Below are 16,969 nucleotides of genomic sequence, written 5' to 3'. Positions count from 1 at the left end.
TGCAGCGGTTAAGACAGCTCGGCGACAACATCAATCAACGCTTGTGCGGGGTTGGCCGCCTGGCTGATTGGCCGGCCAATTACCAGGTAGTCCGACCCCGCCGCCATGGCCTGGCTTGGCGTCAGGATACGGCGCTGGTCATCCTGGGCGCTGCCCGCTGGACGGATACCGGGCGTGACCAGTTGCAACTGGGCAAAACGCTGCTTGAGGATTTGCGCCTCCTGGGCCGAGCAGACCAAGCCATCCATACCCGCCTGTTGTGCCAGACCGGCCAGGCGCAGCACCTGCTCCTGGGGCGTGACATCAAGGCCGATGCCAGCCAGGTCCTGCTGCTCCATGCTGGTCAGCACGGTCACCCCAATCAGCAAGGGTTTGGCACCGTTCAAGCTGTCGAGGGTTTCGCGGCAGGCACTCATCATGCGCAAGCCGCCAGAGCAATGAACGTTGACCATCCACACGCCCATCTCAGCGGCGGCCTTGACGGCCATGGCTGTGGTGTTGGGAATGTCGTGGAATTTGAGATCGAGGAATACTTCAAAGCCTTTATTGCCCAGCGCCGAAACGATTTCTGGACCACAACGGGTGAACAGTTCCTTGCCGACCTTGACCCGGCATAGCTTAGGATCGAGCTGATCAGCCAAGGCTAAAGCGGCATCACGGGTCGGAAAATCCAAAGCAACAATGATTGGAGTCTGGCAGTCGGACATAGTCGGGCTCTCGTGGTCAATTTCGCCGCGCATTGTAGCCGAATTACCGCCTGATTAATCGAACGCCGACGGGCTACCCTGCAACCGGGCTCGCAAACGCACTGCCTCGGGTCGCCGACAATTGACCACCACATGCGACAAGCCCAGCCATGCCGCCATGTTCTGCAATTGCTCTGCCATGGCCACAATGGTGCCATCATCCAGCCCACCATCCTCGCTGTGCAGCGCGTGCAGGGCCAGGCAACCCTTGGCGCGCTCGGCACGCAGGTCCAGCCGTGCGCACAGTTGTTCGCTGTGTAGAAACGGCAGCACGTAATAGCCATAGACCCGTTTGTGCTGGGGCGTGTAGATTTCCAGGCGATAGCGAAAATCAAACAGGCGCTCAGTACGCTGGCGCTGCCAAACCAGTGAGTCAAACGGCGACAGCAACGCACTTGCCACCACCCTGCGTGGAATTTTCAACTCAGTGCCCGGGTGATAGCCTGGCTTGCTCCAGCCTTGCACGGCGACCTCTGTCAACTGGCCAGACTCAAGCAATTCGCCGATACGCGCCTTGCTGTCACGTGGGTCCAGGCGAAAATAGTCGCGCAGGTCAATCTCGCTGGCAACGCCGAGGGCCTGCGCCGAATGCATCAATAATTGGCGCTGCGCAGTGGCTTCATCCACCTCTGCGTGATTAAGCACAGCAGCAGGCAAAACCCGCTCCGGCAAATCGTATAGACGCTCGAAACCATTGCGCCCGGCGACGGTGACATGCCCGGCAGCGAACAACCATTCCAGCGCATGTTTTTCATCGCTCCAGCCCCACCAGGGCCCTTTTGACTTGTCACCCGCAGCCAGGCTGCCAGCGCCCAACGCCCCGCGTTCCCTGACCGACTGCAAAACCGCACGGATCAAGGGCTGTTGTTCACGGCCAAAGCTGGCCAATTGCTTGTAGATGCCCTCACCCCGCTCCGCACGCTGCATTCGCCAGCGCATCAGCGGATAGAACGACAGGGGCATCAAGGAAGCCTCGTGGCCCCAATACTCGAACAATTTACGCTGGCGTCCAGAACTCCAGGCCGCTTGCTCAAGCAGCGCCTGGGAATAATGGCCAAGGCGTGAATACAACGGCAGGGAGTGCGAAAGCACCAGCGCATTGACCGAATCAATTTGCACCAGGCCCAGGCGCTCGATTGTGGCATTGAGGTGAGCGGCTTTCACCGTTTTAGGTTGCCGTGCATTAAAACCTTGGGCGGCCAACACCAGTCGGCGTGCCTGCTTGAGTGATAGAGATTGGATTTCGGGCATGGGGCTCTCCACGGCTGAGCGCCTTACCCTAGCTGACCAGCGCCTGGCTGAACAGACGCAGCCGTTTTAGAAAGGTGCGCCTGTTCAGGCGGGTCAGTGTCCATCAAGAGCGGTGCTTGAACGGATCGTCCCAGAATGGGCGCTCGACTTCCTGCATGACATCGGCGCGACTCAAACCAATGTCTTTAAGTGCCTCATCACCCAATGCCGCCAGTTGCTGACGCTCTTTTGCCAGTTGATTCCAGCGTTTGACCTGCGCCCAGGCGAGCTGCGCATAAGCACGAACCGACAAGCCTTTTACCGACCATACAGCTGCGATTGCATAACCTTTTTGAGCTTTCATTTTGTCGCCCTCCTTTGGGGATGGCGACAGTCTCCAACTTGCCCTATGATCAATCCAACGAATGTTTCTTATGCAATACATCTCCAGGATTGATCAATGGCCAACTACCCCAGCATCGACAGCGAATTGTTGCGTACCTTCGTCGCCATTGCCGATTACGGCGGGGGCGAATTGTTGCGTACCTTCGTCGCCATTGCCGATTACGGCGGTTTTACCCGGGCCGCCGAGGTGGTGAATCGCACCCAATCGGCGGTGAGCATGCAAATGAAGCGCCTTGAGGATGATGTGATGCAGCGCCCGCTGTTCCAGCGCGATGGTCGTCAACTCAGTCTCACTGCCGAAGGCCATGTATTGCTGGGCTATGCGCGGCGGATTCTCAAACTGCATGGTGAGGTGATGACCACCTTGCGCGAGCCACATATGGTCGGTTCAGTGCGCATTGGCACGCCAGATGACTACGTGATGCGCTTTATGCCCGGGATTCTCTCGCGCTTTGCCCAGGCATACCCGCTGATCCAGGTCGAGCTGCACTGCGAACCGTCATTCCAGTTGCTGCAACGCCAGGATCTGGACCTGACCATTGTCACCCGCGAGCCGGGCACCGAAATTGGCCAGCTATTGCGCCAGGAACGTATCGTCTGGGCCGAGGCGGAAGGGTTCAATCCCCATGAACAAACGCCGCTGCCCCTGGCAATGTTCAACTCCGAATGTTTTTGCCGCTCATGGGCCTGCAATGCCCTGGACTCGATTGAACGCGAGTACCGCATTGCCTACACCAGCCCAAGCCTGTCAGCCATCATGGCGGTGGTCAGTGCCGGACTCGCTATCACCGCGCAATTGCAGAGCCTGATCACGCCCAACATGCGTATTCTCGGCGAACATGAAGGCCTGCCCGCAATGCCCATGGCCAGTATCGTGTTATTGCGCAATAACAGCCATCACTCCCCAGTAACCGAAACACTGGCCGAGCACATCATCGAAGGCTTTAAACTTTAAACGCGAGCAGCACCGCACAGACCACCAGGAAGCCCGCGAACATGGCCCGCAACACCCGTTCCGGCAGGGCGTGGGCAAGTCTCACTCCCCAGCTGATGCTAAGCAAACCGCCAATGGCCAGCGGCAAGCCCATCATCCAGTCAACGTGCCCGTGCAAACCATAGGTTGCCAGGGTCACTGCGGTGCTGGGCGCAGCAAGCGCCAGCGACAACCCCTGGGCAACGACCTGCGTGGTGCCAAATACACTGGTCAATACCGGTGTGGCCACCACGGCCCCGCCGACACCAAGCAAACCGCCCAGTAAACCGGCTCCACCACCCAGCACGCCCAGCCACGGCCAGGGGTAACGCAATTGAGTACTGCCCGGCACCGGGCGGTAGAACAAGCGCGAAACGTTGTACGCCGCCAGGACCAACAAAAACACAATAAAGCCAACCCGCATGCGTTCTGCATCGATATTGACAGCCCACCCGGCACCGAGCAGCGCAAAACAAAAGCTGCTGACGGCCAGCATCAAGGCATGGCGAATATCGATACGGTTGCGTTGGTGGTAGCGCCAGAGTGCCAATAATACGTTTGGCACAACCATGACCAGGCCTGTGCCCTGGGCCAATTGCTGATCGAGACCGAACAGGATCCCCAGCGCCGGGATAGCGATCAACCCGCCGCCAATACCGAACAAGCCGCCAAGCGAGCCGAGCATGGCACCCAATACAACGTTTATCGCAAAATCAAACAGGCTCATAAATCTCTGCATTCTGGTGAAGATGCTGCGCATGCTATAGCCTTGGCACCACTCTGGAAACGCACAGCAGCGCACAATGGCTATGCATAATTCGCACAAGCGAGCTTGATATGAATCCCGACGCCCTCACCCATCAGCTGGTCATCTTTCTTGACGTGCTCGAAACCGGCAGCTTTTCGGCAGCCGCAAGACGTCACCCACTGACCCCCTCAGCTGTAGCCCGACGCATTGATGCGTTGGAACAGTCGTTGGGCAGTTGCCTGTTCAGCCGCACCACTCACGCAGTACGGGTAACCCCGGCCGGGACCGCCTTCGCCGAACGGGCAAAGCGCATCCTCAATGAACTGAACCTGGCCCGCGCCGAAGCGGTATCACTGAGCAGCGAGCCTGAAGGCCTGATTCGCATTGACGCGCCCTCGCCCTTTGGCCGCCGGCACCTGGCCCCGGCGATTGCCGACTTCCTGCTGGCCTACCCTGGGCTGGATGTGCAGTTGCGCCTGATCGACAGCTTTGTCGACCTCCACGGCGCGCATTTGGGAGAGGTGGATGTGGTATTGCGCATAGGTCCGTTGCAAGACACGCGCCTGGTCGCCACCGCACTGTCGCCCTTGGTGCGGATTGTCTGCGCCAGCCCCGACTACCTTGAGCAGCACGGCGTACCACGCAAGCCCAGCGAGCTGATTGAACACGACGGCCTCGATTGGGACAGCCTGGCGCCGCCCTACGCCTGGCGCTTCGAACAAGATGGCAAACTCAATATATTCAAGCCCCAACGCATGCGCATGACCGCCAACAATGCTGAGACCTTACTCTTCAGCGCACTATCCGGCCTTGGTATCGCCCACTTGCCAACCTGGTTGATCAGCGAGCATTTGCTGCGTGGCGAACTGGTCCCGCTGTTCTGTGATGGAGGGCTTCCAGCGCCCGAGCCCAGCGGCATCTATGCCCTGCGCCTGGACCGTGAAACCGGCTCGCGAAGCAAGCTGCTGCTGGAGTTCCTGAAATCGCGCTTTGGCCCGGTTCCCCCGTGGGACATCGCCTTGCACAGCAGCTTGAACCACCACTAAGGCAGGTCGATGCCAACGCATCGACCTGCAATTCCGCTAAGCTGCAGCGCCAGCATCTGCCTGTAGACCCGCCGATTCGACAGCGCCAACCGCACATTGCTCGTCAATATCGGAGGTGTCGCCGGTAATTCCGATTGCCCCGAGAATCACACCGCCGCTGCTGCGAATCAGCACCCCACCCGGCGCAGGCACCAGGTTGCCATCCGCCAGATTATTGACCGAGCCGATAAATGCCGGGCGCTGTTGAGCGTCAAGCGCGATGGCTCGCGACCCCTTGCCCAACGCCAGTGCCCCCCAAGCCTTGCCGACTGCAATTTGCGGGCGCAGCAAGCTGGCGCCGTCTTCGCGCTGCAGGCTGATCAAGTGCCCGCCCGCATCCAGCACGGCAACCGTCAGGGGTGCGGTTTTGATTTCGCGGGCGATCGCGAGCGCCCGCTGGCTAATGGTTGAAGCAATGTCCAGGGTCAAGTTGTTCATGGCAAAGCCATCCTTATCAAGAACGAAATAGAAGAAACGCCCTACAAACCCACCAGATCGGTAAGACAATCAAAAATCGTTTTCACTATCGCACCAGATACAAAAAACTCAACACCTAAATACAATTTATTTTAAGATTGTATACAACTTATAAGCTTGCTAACTAATCGTGCGAAATCCTGCTTTAAAACGTCCGTTTTAAAAGAGAATCCACTTAAAACTCCTATCTACTCAAAAATAGTTGACCACAAAGTCATGTCATGAATAGAATCAGGCCACAGCAACTTGTATACAATTTAACAATAAAAGAGGCACAAGAAATGGCCAGAATGAGAGCAATCGAGGCCGCCGTACTGGTGATGCGTCGCGAAGGTGTTGACACCGCGTTTGGCATCCCCGGCGCTGCAATCAACCCGCTGTACGCAGCACTGAACAAAGTTGGCGGTATCGACCACGTCCTGGCCCGTCACGTTGAAGGCGCTTCGCACATGGCCGAAGGCTATACCCGCACCAACGCTGGCAATATCGGCGTATGCATTGGTACTTCCGGCCCGGCAGGCACCGACATGGTGACTGGCTTGTACTCAGCCAGCGCTGATTCCATCCCGATCCTGTGCATCACCGGCCAAGCGCCGCGCGCACGTATGCACAAAGAAGATTTCCAAGCTGTTGATATCACCAGCATCGTCAAGCCAGTCACCAAGTGGGCAACCACGGTGATGGAACCTGGCCAGGTGCCGCGTGCTTTCCAGAAAGCTTTCTACGAAATGCGCTCGGGCCGTCCAGGGCCGGTGCTGATCGACCTGCCATTTGACGTGCAGATGGCCGAGATTGAATTTGATATCGACGCTTACGAACCCCTGCCACTGGCCAAGCCTGCCGCTACCCGCGTGCAAGCTGAAAAAGCCCTGGCCATGCTCAATGAGGCGGACCGCCCGCTACTGGTTGCCGGCGGCGGTATTTTCAATGCAGACGCCGCTGACAAACTGGTTGAGTTCGCCGAACTGACTGGCGTGCCTGTTATCCCGACATTGATGGGCTGGGGCTCTATTCCGGACGACCACAAGCTGATGGTTGGCATGGTCGGCCTGCAGACCTCGCACCGCTATGGCAACGCCACCTTGTTGGAGTCCGACCTGGTATTCGGTATCGGCAACCGCTGGGCTAACCGTCACACCGGCACAGTCGAGGTCTATACCGAAGGTCGCAAGTTCATCCACGTTGATATCGAGCCCACCCAAATCGGCCGTGTATTCAACCCGGACCTGGGCATTGTTTCAGATGCGGGTGCGGCACTGGACGCCTTCCTGGCGGTGGCTCGCGAGTGGAAAGCGGCAGGCAAGCTCAAGGATCGCAGCACATGGGTCGATGCCTGCCGTGAGCGCAAGCGCACCCTGCAGCGCAAGACTCACTTTGAAAACGTGCCGGTAAAACCGCAGCGCGTTTACGAGGAAATGAACGAGTTTTTCGGCAAGGACACCTGCTACGTCACCACCATTGGCCTGTCGCAGATTGCGGGCGCGCAGTTCCTGCATGTCTACAAGCCACGCCACTGGATCAACTGTGGCCAGGCCGGTCCGCTCGGCTGGACAGTGCCGGCGGCATTGGGCGTGGCCAAGGCGGATCCAAGCCGCAACATTGTCGCGCTGTCCGGTGACTATGACTTCCAGTTCATGATTGAAGAACTGGCTGTCGGTGCGCAATTCAACCTGCCGTACATCCACGTAGTAGTGAACAACTCCTACCTGGGCCTGATTCGCCAGGCGCAGCGCGGCTTCGAGATGGATTACTGCGTACAGCTGGCGTTCGAGAATATCAACGCCCCTGAACTCAATGGCTATGGCGTCGATCACGTTGCAGTGGTTGAAGGCCTGGGCTGCAAAGCCATTCGCGTATTCGAGCCTGACGACCTGCAAGCTGCATTCGCCAAGGCCAAGGCCCTGATGGAAGAGCACCGCGTGCCGGTTGTGGTTGAAGTGATTCTGGAGCGCGTAACCAATATTTCCATGGGTACCGAGATCAACGCGATCAATGAGTTTGAAGAGCTGGCGGCTCGCGGTGCGGACGCACCGACTGCCATCTCCATGCTCGACTAAAGAACCGCTAATTGCTGATAAAAACCTCCCTCTCCACCGAGAGGGAGCAAAACCAGAGGAGTCATTTATGCCTCGTTTCGCTGCCAACCTGAGCATGCTGTTCACTGAAGTGGATTTCATGGAGCGTTTCGCTGCCGCCGCCGATGCCGGTTTCAGCGGTGTTGAGTATCTGTTTCCGTACGACTTCGCCGCGGGCGACATCAAAGTCGAACTCGACAACAACAAGCTTGAACAAGTGCTGTTCAACCTGCCCGCCGGAGACTGGGCCAAGGGTGAGCGTGGCATCGCCTGCCACCCGGATCGGGTTGAGGAATTCCGCGCGGGTGTAGACACCGCAATTGCTTACGCAAAAGTACTGGGCAACAGCCAAATCAACTGCCTGGCCGGTATTCGTCCGCAAGGTTATGACTGCGCCACTGTCGAGCAGACCTTTGTCGACAACCTCAAGTTTGCCGCCCAAAAGCTGGCTGATGCCGGTATCAAGCTGGTCATGGAAATGATCAACACCCGTGACATCCCAGGCTTCTACCTCAACACCACGGCCCAAGCCCTGGCGATTCGTGACAAAGTCGGCAGCAGCAACCTGTACCTGCAATACGACATCTATCACATGCAGATCATGGAAGGCGATCTGGCCCGCACTGTGAGCGACAACCTTGCTGCAATCAATCACGTACAGCTGGCCGACAACCCGGGCCGCAACGAGCCGGGTACCGGCGAGATCAACTATCGCTTCATGTTCGAACACCTGGACCGCATTGGTTACCAGGGCTGGATTGGCTGGGGATACAAGCCAGCCACCACCACCGCTGCCGGCCTCGGCTGGATGAAGGCGCACAACGCAATCTAAGGAGCACTGTCATGGCTAAAATCGGATTTCTCGGTACTGGCATCATGGGCAAGCCCATGGCCGAAAACCTGCAAAAAGCAGGTCACCAACTGTTTCTTTCTACCCACCACGACGAAGCCCCCGCTGACCTGGTCGCCGCAGGCGCCATCGCCCTGGCCAATCCAAAGGAAGTGGCGCAGGAAGCTGAATTCATCATCGTCATGGTTCCGGATACCCCGCATGTTGAAGACGTGCTGTTCCGCAAGGACGGCGTTGCCGATGGCGTAGGCCCGAACAAGGTTGTGATCGACATGAGCTCGATCTCGCCAAGCGCGACCAAGACCTTTGCTGAAAAGATCAAGGCAACCGGCGCCGCTTACCTGGACGCGCCAGTGTCCGGCGGTGAAGTGGGCGCCAAGGCAGCGACCTTGTCGATCATGGTCGGTGGCTGTGAAAAAGCCTTTGAGCGCGTCCTGCCGCTGTTCCAGTCCATGGGTAAGAACATCACCCGCGTTGGCGGTAATGGTGATGGCCAGACCGCTAAAGTCGCGAACCAGATCATCGTTGCGCTGAATATTCAGGCAGTTGGCGAAGCCTTGCTGTTTGCGGCCAAGAACGGCGCGGACCCAGCCAAGGTACGTGAAGCATTGATGGGTGGCTTTGCTGGCTCGAAGATCCTTGAAGTACACGGCGAACGCATGATCAAGGGCACCTTTGATCCGGGTTTCCGCATCAGCCTGCACCAGAAGGACCTCAACCTGGCACTGGCTGGCGCACGCGAACTGGGCCTCAACCTGCCAAACACCGCCAACGCCCAGCAAGTGTTCAGCACCTGCGCGGCAATCGGTGGCAGCAACTGGGACCACTCTGCGCTGATCAAGGGCCTGGAGCACATGGCCAACTTCTCGATCCGCGACAAGTAATGCCCCGCGAAGCTTGTCCGCAGCAATTTGTGGCAAGTCGTATGTTGCTTGGCACAAATGGTGGGTGAAAAAAGCCTCACCCGCCCTACGAAAGCGACATCTGCACCCCTGGGTGGGACAAGGTAAAACTTGCCCGCTCAAGGGTGCAACAGAGCAACAAATCAGGCGGTGCGTCCAAGGTAGGTTGGACAAATCGCCTGACCCTTTCGACCTCCCCGGGGCGCGGTGTCACGGCCTGCAAACCGGGAGGGTCGATTCCAGTCCAGAGTCGTCTTGCGTGACGGCTGCGGACTGCAATCGACAAGCTGTACGCACCCCGATAACGACAACAAATCCGCCTCCCGGAGAGAGTCTGCCATGTCCATCGACCCGCAAAACCTGTTGCGTGACCTCTTTAACACCGCCATCGACGCGGCCCATCCTCGTCATGTGTTGGCCGACCATTTACCCGATGACCGCAGTGGCCGGGTCATTGTCATCGGCGCGGGCAAAGCAGCCGCAGCCATGGCCGAGGTGATCGAGCGTGAGTGGCAAGGCGAGGTTTCGGGGCTGGTTGTGACGCGCTACGAGCACGGCGCCAACTGCCAGAAGATTGAAGTTGTCGAGGCTGCACACCCGGTTCCGGATGACGCTGGCGAACGTGTCGCCAAGCGCGTATTGGCGATGGTCAGCAACCTGACTGAAAGCGACCGGGTTATTTTCCTGCTCTCTGGCGGTGGCTCTTCCCTGCTCGCCCTGCCCGCCGAAGGCATCAGCCTGCAAGACAAACAAGCGATCAACAAGGCCCTGCTCAAATCCGGCGCCACCATTGGTGAAATGAACTGTGTGCGCAAGCATCTCTCCGCCATAAAAGGCGGTCGCCTGGCCAAAGCCTGCTGGCCCGCCACGGTGAACACCTACGCGATCTCCGATGTGCCCGGTGATGAAGCCACTGTCATCGCCTCGGGCCCAACGGTTGCCGACCCCAGCACCAGCGCCGAGGCACTGGCGATCCTGGCTCGCTACAGCATTGAGATTCCCGCCAATGTCCGCCAATGGCTGCAAGACCCACGTTCGGAGACCGTCAAGCCCGGCGACCCTTGCCTTGCACGCAGCCACTTCCAGCTGATCGCCACGCCGCAACAGTCCCTCGATGCAGCAGCTGCCAAGGCCGAGGCCGCCGGCTTCCCGGTGTTGATCCTGGGTGATCTTGAGGGTGAATCGCGGGAAGTGGCCAAGGTCCATGCCGGTATCGCCAAGCAGATTCGCCTGCACGGCCAACCAATCAAAGCGCCATGCATCATCTTGTCCGGCGGGGAAACCACGGTCACTGTGCGCGGCAACGGCCGTGGCGGACGCAACGCCGAATTCCTGCTGAGCCTGACCGACAGCCTCAAAGGCATGCCGGGGGTCTATGCCATCGCGGGTGACACCGATGGCATCGACGGCTCCGAAGACAACGCCGGCGCCATCATGACGCCCTTCAGCTACGCCCGCGCCGGCTTGCAAAATCTCAGCGCCAGTGACGAGTTGGACAACAACAATGGCTACGGCTACTTCGCAGCACTCGATGAGCTGATCATGACCGGACCGACCCGGACCAATGTGAACGACTTTCGCGCCATTTTGATTCTTGAGAGCAACGACTGATGACTGCTGACAAAAAAGTAAAAATCCTTGCCACACTGGGCCCTGCCATCAAAGGCATTGACGATATTCGTCAACTGGTCGAGTCAGGCGTCAACTTGTTCCGCCTCAACTTCAGCCATGGCGAGCATGCCGATCACGCCGAACGCTTCAACTGGGTTCGTGAAGTCGAAAAACAGCTGAATTACCCAATCGGTATTCTGATGGACCTGCAAGGCCCTAAACTGCGGGTCGGGCGCTTCGCCGACGGCAAGGTCATGCTGCAACGCGGCGACAGCCTGCGTCTTGACCTGGATAAAACACCGGGTACGGCCCAGCGTGTGAACCTGCCGCACCCGGAAATCATCGAAGCCCTGCAACCGGGCATGAGCCTGCTGCTCGACGATGGTCGCCTGCGCTTGCAAGTCACCGCCAAACACGCGGATGCAGTAGACACCCAGGTGATTGCCGGCGGCGAATTGAGCGACCGCAAGGGGGTCAACGTGCCCGAGGCGGTCTTGCAGTTGAGCCCGCTGACCGAGAAGGACCGTCGCGACCTGAGCTTCGGCCTTGAACTGGGCGTCGACTGGGTCGCCCTGTCTTTCGTGCAACGCCCGGAAGACATCATCGAGGCGCGCGAGCTGATTCAGGACAAAGCCTTCCTGATGGCTAAAATCGAAAAGCCATCGGCGGTCGAGCACCTTGAGGAAATCGCCAGGTTGTGCGATGCGATCATGGTCGCACGCGGTGATCTGGGGGTTGAAGTACCGGCTGAAAATGTACCGCGCATCCAGAAGGATATTATCCGCACCTGCCGCCAGCTGGGTCGCCCGGTCGTAGTCGCCACGCAGATGCTCGAGTCCATGCGTTTTTCCCCTGCACCAACGCGCGCCGAAGTCACTGACGTTGCCAATGCCGTCGCCGAAGGTGCAGATGCCGTCATGCTCTCTGCTGAAACCGCCTCGGGCGACTACCCGATGGAAGCGGTCAGCATGATGAGCAAGATCATCCGCCAGGTTGAAAACGGGCCTGACTTCCAAGCCCAGCTGGATGTCAGTCGCCCCAATGCCGAAGCCACGGCATCGGATGCAATCAGTTGTGCGATCCGGCGTATCAACGCCATCTTGCCGGTCGCCACTCTGGTCAACTATACCGAATCGGGTGCTTCAAGCCTGCGCGCCTCTCGCGAACGGCCAAAGTCACCGATCCTGAGCCTGACGCCAAATCTCAATACCGCGCGCCGCTTGACCCTTGCCTGGGGCATTTATTCAGTGGTCAACGAGCGCCTGCACAAGGTCGAGGAAATCACCAGTACCGCACTTGAAATCGCCCAGGCGCAAGGCATGGCCAAGCGTGGAGATACTGTGGTGATTACCGCTGGCGTACCGTTCGGCCAACCCGGCAGTACCAATAGCCTGCGCATCGAAACACTGCATTAACACCCCTGTTTGCTTCACGGCGCCTCAAGGGAAGGACATCTTAAGGCTCCACCGGACAGGGATGTTCACCTAAGGCTGAAAAGCCGCACATACATGAACTCCTGACGCTCGCAGCTGCAACTGCGGGCGTTTTTTGATTTAACAGCACACTCCTCCGAGCGGTTTGACAGATGCCCACCCGGCCACTCCCCACGCCTGCATTGCGCGGCTTCAGAGCCTTACTCAGCGGTTTCAGCCAGATATTCCTGCAAGCCGATCCAGGCTGCGGCTTGCTCATTTTGCTCGGTATCGCAGTTGGCGCGCCAGAATTGCTCGGCGGGGCCTTGCTCGGCGGATTAAGCAGCATGCTCACCGCACAGCGCCGGGGCTATGCCAGCGCCGACATCGAACAAGGTCTTTATGGCTACAACGGTATCCTGCTGGGCATGCTCATCAGCATGCAGTTTCAATGGTCGGCGAGCTTGCCGTTGCTGATCATGGCCAGCGCCGGCCTGTCGAGCCTGATGCTTGCACCTTGGATGGCGCGGATGCGTAATCACCAATGGTTGCCGGCCTTCACATTTCCCTTTGTCCTGATCAGCTGGTTGTTACTCGAGCTGGCGACGCCCTTGCAATTGCAACTACGACCGGGCGCCATGGCCGAGTCGCAACCGCTGGACCTGATCAACAGCTTGGCGGCAATGGCCCGTGGGCTGGGGCAAGTGCTGTTTATCGAGCGACCGCTGTCCGGCCTGTGCCTGTTGCTTGGCCTGTTTGTCGCGGACAGTCGTGCCGCCGCCTGGGGGTTAATCGGCTCAGCCTGCGGCCTGGGTTTTGCGCTTTACCTGGGCTGGGAACAGCACAGCGCCCTTGCTGGGCTGTATGGATACAATGCAGTTCTGGCGGCCATTGCCGTAAACCAGGTTAATCGCAACATGGCCTTACCAGTGCTGGCGATTTTCCTGGCCCTTGTATTGCAACCCGGCTTCGCCGCACTCGGACTCCCCGCCCTGACCATGCCCTTTATTCTCGCCTGCTGGCTAATCAGCGCCAGCCAGCGCCTGCTCAAACAAAGCGCAACGCAGATTGACCTGCGCAACACCAAGCCCTAGCAGAGTGCGCGCAATACTTGCATCAGGCAGGCTAAACTCCCTAGGCTGAAAAGCGCTTGTTACAACGCGACGATCATCGCCAATCAAGGGAGCACGCCAGCAGCACATGGACAACACATTGAGTTTGCGCCGCCGGATCTACCGGATCATTTTCTTTACCGACACCCCGGCCGGCCAACGTTTCGACAACATTCTGCTGGTCACCATTGTCGCCAGCCTTATCGTGGTGATGCTCGACAGCATCCAGGCCATACACAGCCAGTACCGGGCCTGGATGTCTGGCCTGGAGTGGATGTTCACGGCGTTGTTTGCTGTGGAGTACCTGGTGCGGATCTACTGCTCGCCCAAACCCTTGCGCTATATCTTCAGCTTCTATGGCTTGATCGACCTGCTCGCTATCCTGCCCGGCTTGTTGACGCTGTTCTTCCCCAGCGCGCAGTACCTGCTTATCGTCCGTGTGATCCGCATGATGCGAGTCTTCAGGGTGCTCAAGCTCAGCCCCTACTTGCGTCAGGCCAACTTCCTGATGACCGCGCTGCGTGGCAGCAAGCAGAAGATCATCGTGTTTTTCTCCTGCATCGCCATACTCGTCACCGTATTCGGTACCCTGATGTATGTCATTGAAGGCCCGGAGCACGGTTTTACCAGCATCCCCAAAGGCATCTACTGGGCGGTGGTGACCCTTACCACCGTAGGCTTTGGCGATATAGTCCCACAGACAGTGCTGGGGCAGTTTCTTTCGACCCTGGTGATGATCACCGGTTATTCGATTATTGCCGTGCCTACCGGGATTTTCACTGCTGAATTGGCCACAGCCATGCATGGCGGCGAATTACTGGAGCGTGAATGCCCAAGCTGCAAGAAAGATGTGCACGAACCCCATGCGGCCTTCTGCAATCGTTGCGGCAACCCGCTGTTCCCGCGCGAGGCTGATAAAACAGAGTAAATGATCCGGCAACCCGGGAAGGATAAGAACCAGGCCAAGTGGTTTGACACCACGTTCAAGACAAGGCCCCAAGCTGCAGGTTTCAGTGGATGAAACCTGCAAACAATGGCTGAACTGTTGCAGTTCAACCGTGCCGTTTAGGCGATGCTGACGCCATGGGCTTCAGCCAATGGCTTCAATCCACCCGCAAAACCCTGGCCTATTGCCTTGAACTTGAAGTCGTCACCTGCACGATAGACTTCACCGAAAATCATCGCGGTTTCGGTCGATGCATCTTCACTCAGGTCGTAACGCGCCAACTCCTTGCCGTCCGCCTTGTTCACCACCCGAATGTAGGCGTTGGCAACCTGACCGAAGTTCTGCTTGCGCTGATCCGCTTCATGGATGGTCACCGAGAAAACCAGCTTCTTGACAGCAGCAGCCAGGCCGTTGAGCTTGACGGTGACTTGTTCATCATCACCCTCGCCTTCACCCGACTGGTTGTCGCCCATGTGCTCAACCGAGCCATCGGCGGATTTCTTGTTGTTGTAGAAGATGAAACCTGCGTCTTCGAGAACCTTGCCGTTCTCACCGACGATAAAAACCGAAGCATCAAGGTCGAATGGCGAGCCATCGGTAACGCGTGGGTCCCAGCCCAGGCCAACCACTACTTCGCTCAACCCTGGTGCTTCCTTGGACAGCGAGACGTTTCCGCCTTTGGACAGACTAATAGCCATTTGCAAAATCCTTGCGCAATAAATTCGAGCTTTTTTGAATGGTAAAACTCGCTGGCGCTATTAATGGCGCCAGCAAGTCATCGACTGTTTAGAAGTTCATGCCATAGGAGTTGGCCAATGCTTTCAGGCCACCCGCATAACCTTGGCCAACGGCGCGGAATTTCCATTCGCCGTTGTTGCGATACAATTCTGCGAAAACCATTGCGGTTTCGGTCGATGCATCTTCAGCCAAGTCATAACGCACGACTTCAGCACTGGTTACTTCGTTGACGATGCGAATGAACGAACCGCCCACTTGGCCAAAGTTCTGCTTGCGCGAATCGGCATCGTGGATGGTCACGACGAAGGCAATTTTATCGACATCAGCCGCGACACGACTCAGGTCGACCTTCAACACTTCGTCGTCGCCATCACCGGCACCTGTGCGGTTGTCACCGGTGTGCTCAACCGAGCCGTCTTGGCTCTTCAGCTGGTTGTAGAAAATGAAGTCGGCGTCGCCACGGACCTTGCCGTCAGCACCCAATAGGAAGGCGCTGGCATCCAGGTCGAAATCAGCGCCGTCGGTGGCGCGTGGGTCCCAACCCAGACCGATCAGCAGCTTGGTCAAGCTCGCATCGGTTTTGGTGAGTGACAGGTTACCGCCTTTTTGAAGAGTCAGTGCCATGGGTAAAGCTCCTTTCTGGATGGTTAATACTGTTGCTCAGTTGTTTTCGGGCTGTACATCTTCCTTACCGGGGAAGATCCAGCTCGCGACGACGCCTATGACCAAGACAATCATGACGATCATCAGACTGGTGTTGGCATCAATGGTGTAACCGTGATGGAACATATGGTCGGTTGCATTCAAGCCGAGCTTAACGGCGATGAAGAACAGCAGCACGATGACCGCCTTCTCCAGATGGACCAGGTAGCGTTTCAGGGCCTCCAGTACAAAGTACATGGTGCGCAAACCCAGGATCGCAAACAGCATCGCCGAATAGACGATCAGCGGCTCACGACTGACCGCGATAACCGCAGGCACAGAGTCGAATGCAAAAAAAACATCGGACACTTCCACGACTACCAGACACAGGAACAATGGCGTCGCGAAAATCGCGCCTTTAGCCGCTAGCGTCATGCCTGCGTTTTCAGGCTTCTGAATTTCTGTCTCGAGATGCTTGCGCGAGACGAAGAAGTTATGGCCATACAGCTTCGGCCATACCGGAAACAGCTTCTGGGCGAAGCGATAGGCAATGTGCTTGGAGTAATCCTCTTCTTCCTCGTCGTCACCACCGGCGCGCAGCATCATTACGGCGGTCCAGGCCACGATCACTGCAAATACAATCTCGACCCAAGGGCCAAATGCGAGCAGCCCGGTGCCGATTGCGACGAAGATCCCGCGGAACACGATGGCGCCGATAATGCCCCAGTAAAGTATCCGGTGGCGCAAGCCATCCGGCACTTTGAACCAGGCGAAGATCGCCATGAACACGAACAGGTTGTCCACGCTCAAGACTTTTTCAAGGGCATAACCGGTGACAAACAGGCTGGCAACTTCAGGGCCATGCTGGACATACAGGAAGCCGGCGAAAGCCAGGGAGATTGCAACCCAGAACACCGACCAGACGGATGCCTTGGTCAGTGAAATTGGCTTGTCGCCACGATGGGTAATCATGTCGAGGAGAAGCGCACCAACAGCGATCCCCACGAAAACCGCCAT

Annotated in this window: 17 protein-coding genes; 9 read left to right on the top strand and 8 right to left on the bottom strand. The window is 57.9% G+C overall.

Translation table 11 applies throughout. The features are described from left to right. Positions 1-8 precede the first annotated feature (8 nt). The 3 genes from pyrF to PSES9_RS0106620 all read right to left on the bottom strand — a co-directional run bounded on the left by pyrF (position 9) and on the right by PSES9_RS0106620 (position 2,340). Entirely contained in the window at positions 9-707 is a 699-nt protein-coding gene (gene pyrF, locus PSES9_RS0106630; protein WP_010485275.1) for an orotidine-5'-phosphate decarboxylase, read from the bottom strand. Between the two features lie 54 nt (positions 708-761). Continuing rightward, positions 762-1,997: a winged helix-turn-helix domain-containing protein gene (locus PSES9_RS0106625; protein WP_010485273.1), complete on the bottom strand. Its 1,236-nt coding sequence runs from the start codon at positions 1,995-1,997 to the stop codon at positions 762-764. A 103-nt stretch (positions 1,998-2,100) separates the two neighbouring features. Continuing rightward, positions 2,101-2,340 (bottom strand): DUF1127 domain-containing protein, encoded by a 240-nt coding sequence (locus tag PSES9_RS0106620; protein ID WP_010485271.1) that lies wholly within the window; start codon positions 2,338-2,340, stop codon positions 2,101-2,103. 96 nt (positions 2,341-2,436) lie between these two features. On the opposite strand from PSES9_RS0106620, the gene PSES9_RS0106615 reads away from it, so the two are divergent. Continuing rightward, entirely contained in the window at positions 2,437-3,336 is a 900-nt protein-coding gene (locus PSES9_RS0106615) for a LysR substrate-binding domain-containing protein (RefSeq protein ID WP_010485269.1), read from the top strand. Here the strand turns inward: PSES9_RS0106615 and PSES9_RS0106610 are convergent. Then, on the bottom strand, positions 3,326-4,081 hold the full coding sequence (locus PSES9_RS0106610; RefSeq protein ID WP_010485267.1) for a sulfite exporter TauE/SafE family protein: 756 nt from the start codon (positions 4,079-4,081) through the stop codon (positions 3,326-3,328). The two genes, PSES9_RS0106615 and PSES9_RS0106610, sit on opposite strands and share 11 nt — an antisense overlap. A gap of 110 nt (positions 4,082-4,191) precedes the next feature. Between PSES9_RS0106610 and PSES9_RS0106605 the strand changes: the two genes are divergently transcribed. Then, positions 4,192-5,148: a LysR family transcriptional regulator gene (locus PSES9_RS0106605; protein ID WP_010485265.1), complete on the top strand. Its 957-nt coding sequence runs from the start codon at positions 4,192-4,194 to the stop codon at positions 5,146-5,148. Between the two features lie 36 nt (positions 5,149-5,184). Here PSES9_RS0106605 and PSES9_RS0106600 read toward each other — a convergent pair whose 3' ends face one another. Next, positions 5,185-5,625 carry a GlcG/HbpS family heme-binding protein gene (locus tag PSES9_RS0106600; RefSeq protein WP_010485263.1) on the bottom strand — a complete coding sequence of 147 codons (441 nt, stop codon included), beginning with the start codon at positions 5,623-5,625 and terminating at the stop codon, positions 5,185-5,187. A gap of 320 nt (positions 5,626-5,945) precedes the next feature. On the opposite strand from PSES9_RS0106600, the gene gcl reads away from it, so the two are divergent. The 7 genes from gcl (at position 5,946) to PSES9_RS0106565 (ending at position 14,554) form a co-directional block, all read left to right on the top strand. Beyond that, the gene (gene gcl, locus PSES9_RS0106595) at positions 5,946-7,721 is read left to right on the top strand and encodes a glyoxylate carboligase (RefSeq protein WP_010485261.1); all 1,776 of its coding nucleotides are present in this window, start codon (positions 5,946-5,948) and stop codon (positions 7,719-7,721) included. Positions 7,722-7,788: 67 nt separating this feature from the next. Then, positions 7,789-8,571, top strand: a complete 783-nt coding sequence (gene hyi / locus PSES9_RS0106590; protein ID WP_010485259.1) for a hydroxypyruvate isomerase — start codon at positions 7,789-7,791, stop codon at positions 8,569-8,571. Between the two features lie 11 nt (positions 8,572-8,582). Further along, entirely contained in the window at positions 8,583-9,473 is an 891-nt protein-coding gene (locus PSES9_RS0106585; protein ID WP_010485257.1) for a 2-hydroxy-3-oxopropionate reductase, read from the top strand. A 357-nt stretch (positions 9,474-9,830) separates the two neighbouring features. Next, the gene (locus PSES9_RS0106580; protein WP_010485255.1) at positions 9,831-11,102 is read left to right on the top strand and encodes a glycerate kinase type-2 family protein; all 1,272 of its coding nucleotides are present in this window, start codon (positions 9,831-9,833) and stop codon (positions 11,100-11,102) included. Then, positions 11,102-12,517 carry a pyruvate kinase gene (pyk, locus tag PSES9_RS0106575; RefSeq protein ID WP_010485253.1) on the top strand — a complete coding sequence of 472 codons (1,416 nt, stop codon included), beginning with the start codon at positions 11,102-11,104 and terminating at the stop codon, positions 12,515-12,517. Before PSES9_RS0106580 ends, pyk begins: the two co-directional genes overlap by 1 nt. A gap of 170 nt (positions 12,518-12,687) precedes the next feature. Continuing rightward, positions 12,688-13,608, top strand: coding sequence for an urea transporter (locus PSES9_RS0106570; RefSeq protein WP_010485251.1), 921 nt, complete (start codon positions 12,688-12,690; stop codon positions 13,606-13,608). A gap of 106 nt (positions 13,609-13,714) precedes the next feature. Next, the gene (locus tag PSES9_RS0106565; protein ID WP_010485249.1) at positions 13,715-14,554 is read left to right on the top strand and encodes an ion transporter; all 840 of its coding nucleotides are present in this window, start codon (positions 13,715-13,717) and stop codon (positions 14,552-14,554) included. Positions 14,555-14,691: 137 nt separating this feature from the next. Here the strand turns inward: PSES9_RS0106565 and PSES9_RS0106555 are convergent, their stop codons facing one another. The 3 genes from PSES9_RS0106555 to PSES9_RS0106545 all read right to left on the bottom strand — a co-directional run bounded on the left by PSES9_RS0106555 (position 14,692) and on the right by PSES9_RS0106545 (position 16,969). Further along, positions 14,692-15,270 carry a TerD family protein gene (locus PSES9_RS0106555; RefSeq protein ID WP_010485247.1) on the bottom strand — a complete coding sequence of 193 codons (579 nt, stop codon included), beginning with the start codon at positions 15,268-15,270 and terminating at the stop codon, positions 14,692-14,694. 88 nt (positions 15,271-15,358) lie between these two features. Beyond that, positions 15,359-15,934: a TerD family protein gene (locus tag PSES9_RS0106550; RefSeq protein ID WP_010485246.1), complete on the bottom strand. Its 576-nt coding sequence runs from the start codon at positions 15,932-15,934 to the stop codon at positions 15,359-15,361. A gap of 36 nt (positions 15,935-15,970) precedes the next feature. After that, on the bottom strand, positions 15,971-16,969 hold the full coding sequence (locus tag PSES9_RS0106545; RefSeq protein ID WP_051120938.1) for a TerC/Alx family metal homeostasis membrane protein: 999 nt from the start codon (positions 16,967-16,969) through the stop codon (positions 15,971-15,973).

Source organism: Pseudomonas sp. S9 (assembly GCF_000222125.1).
In the GTDB taxonomy this organism is placed as follows: Bacteria; Pseudomonadota; Gammaproteobacteria; order Pseudomonadales; family Pseudomonadaceae; genus Aquipseudomonas; species Aquipseudomonas segetis.
The sequence above is the reverse complement of the archived record's forward strand: the minus strand, read 5'-3'. Positions and strand labels throughout refer to the sequence as shown.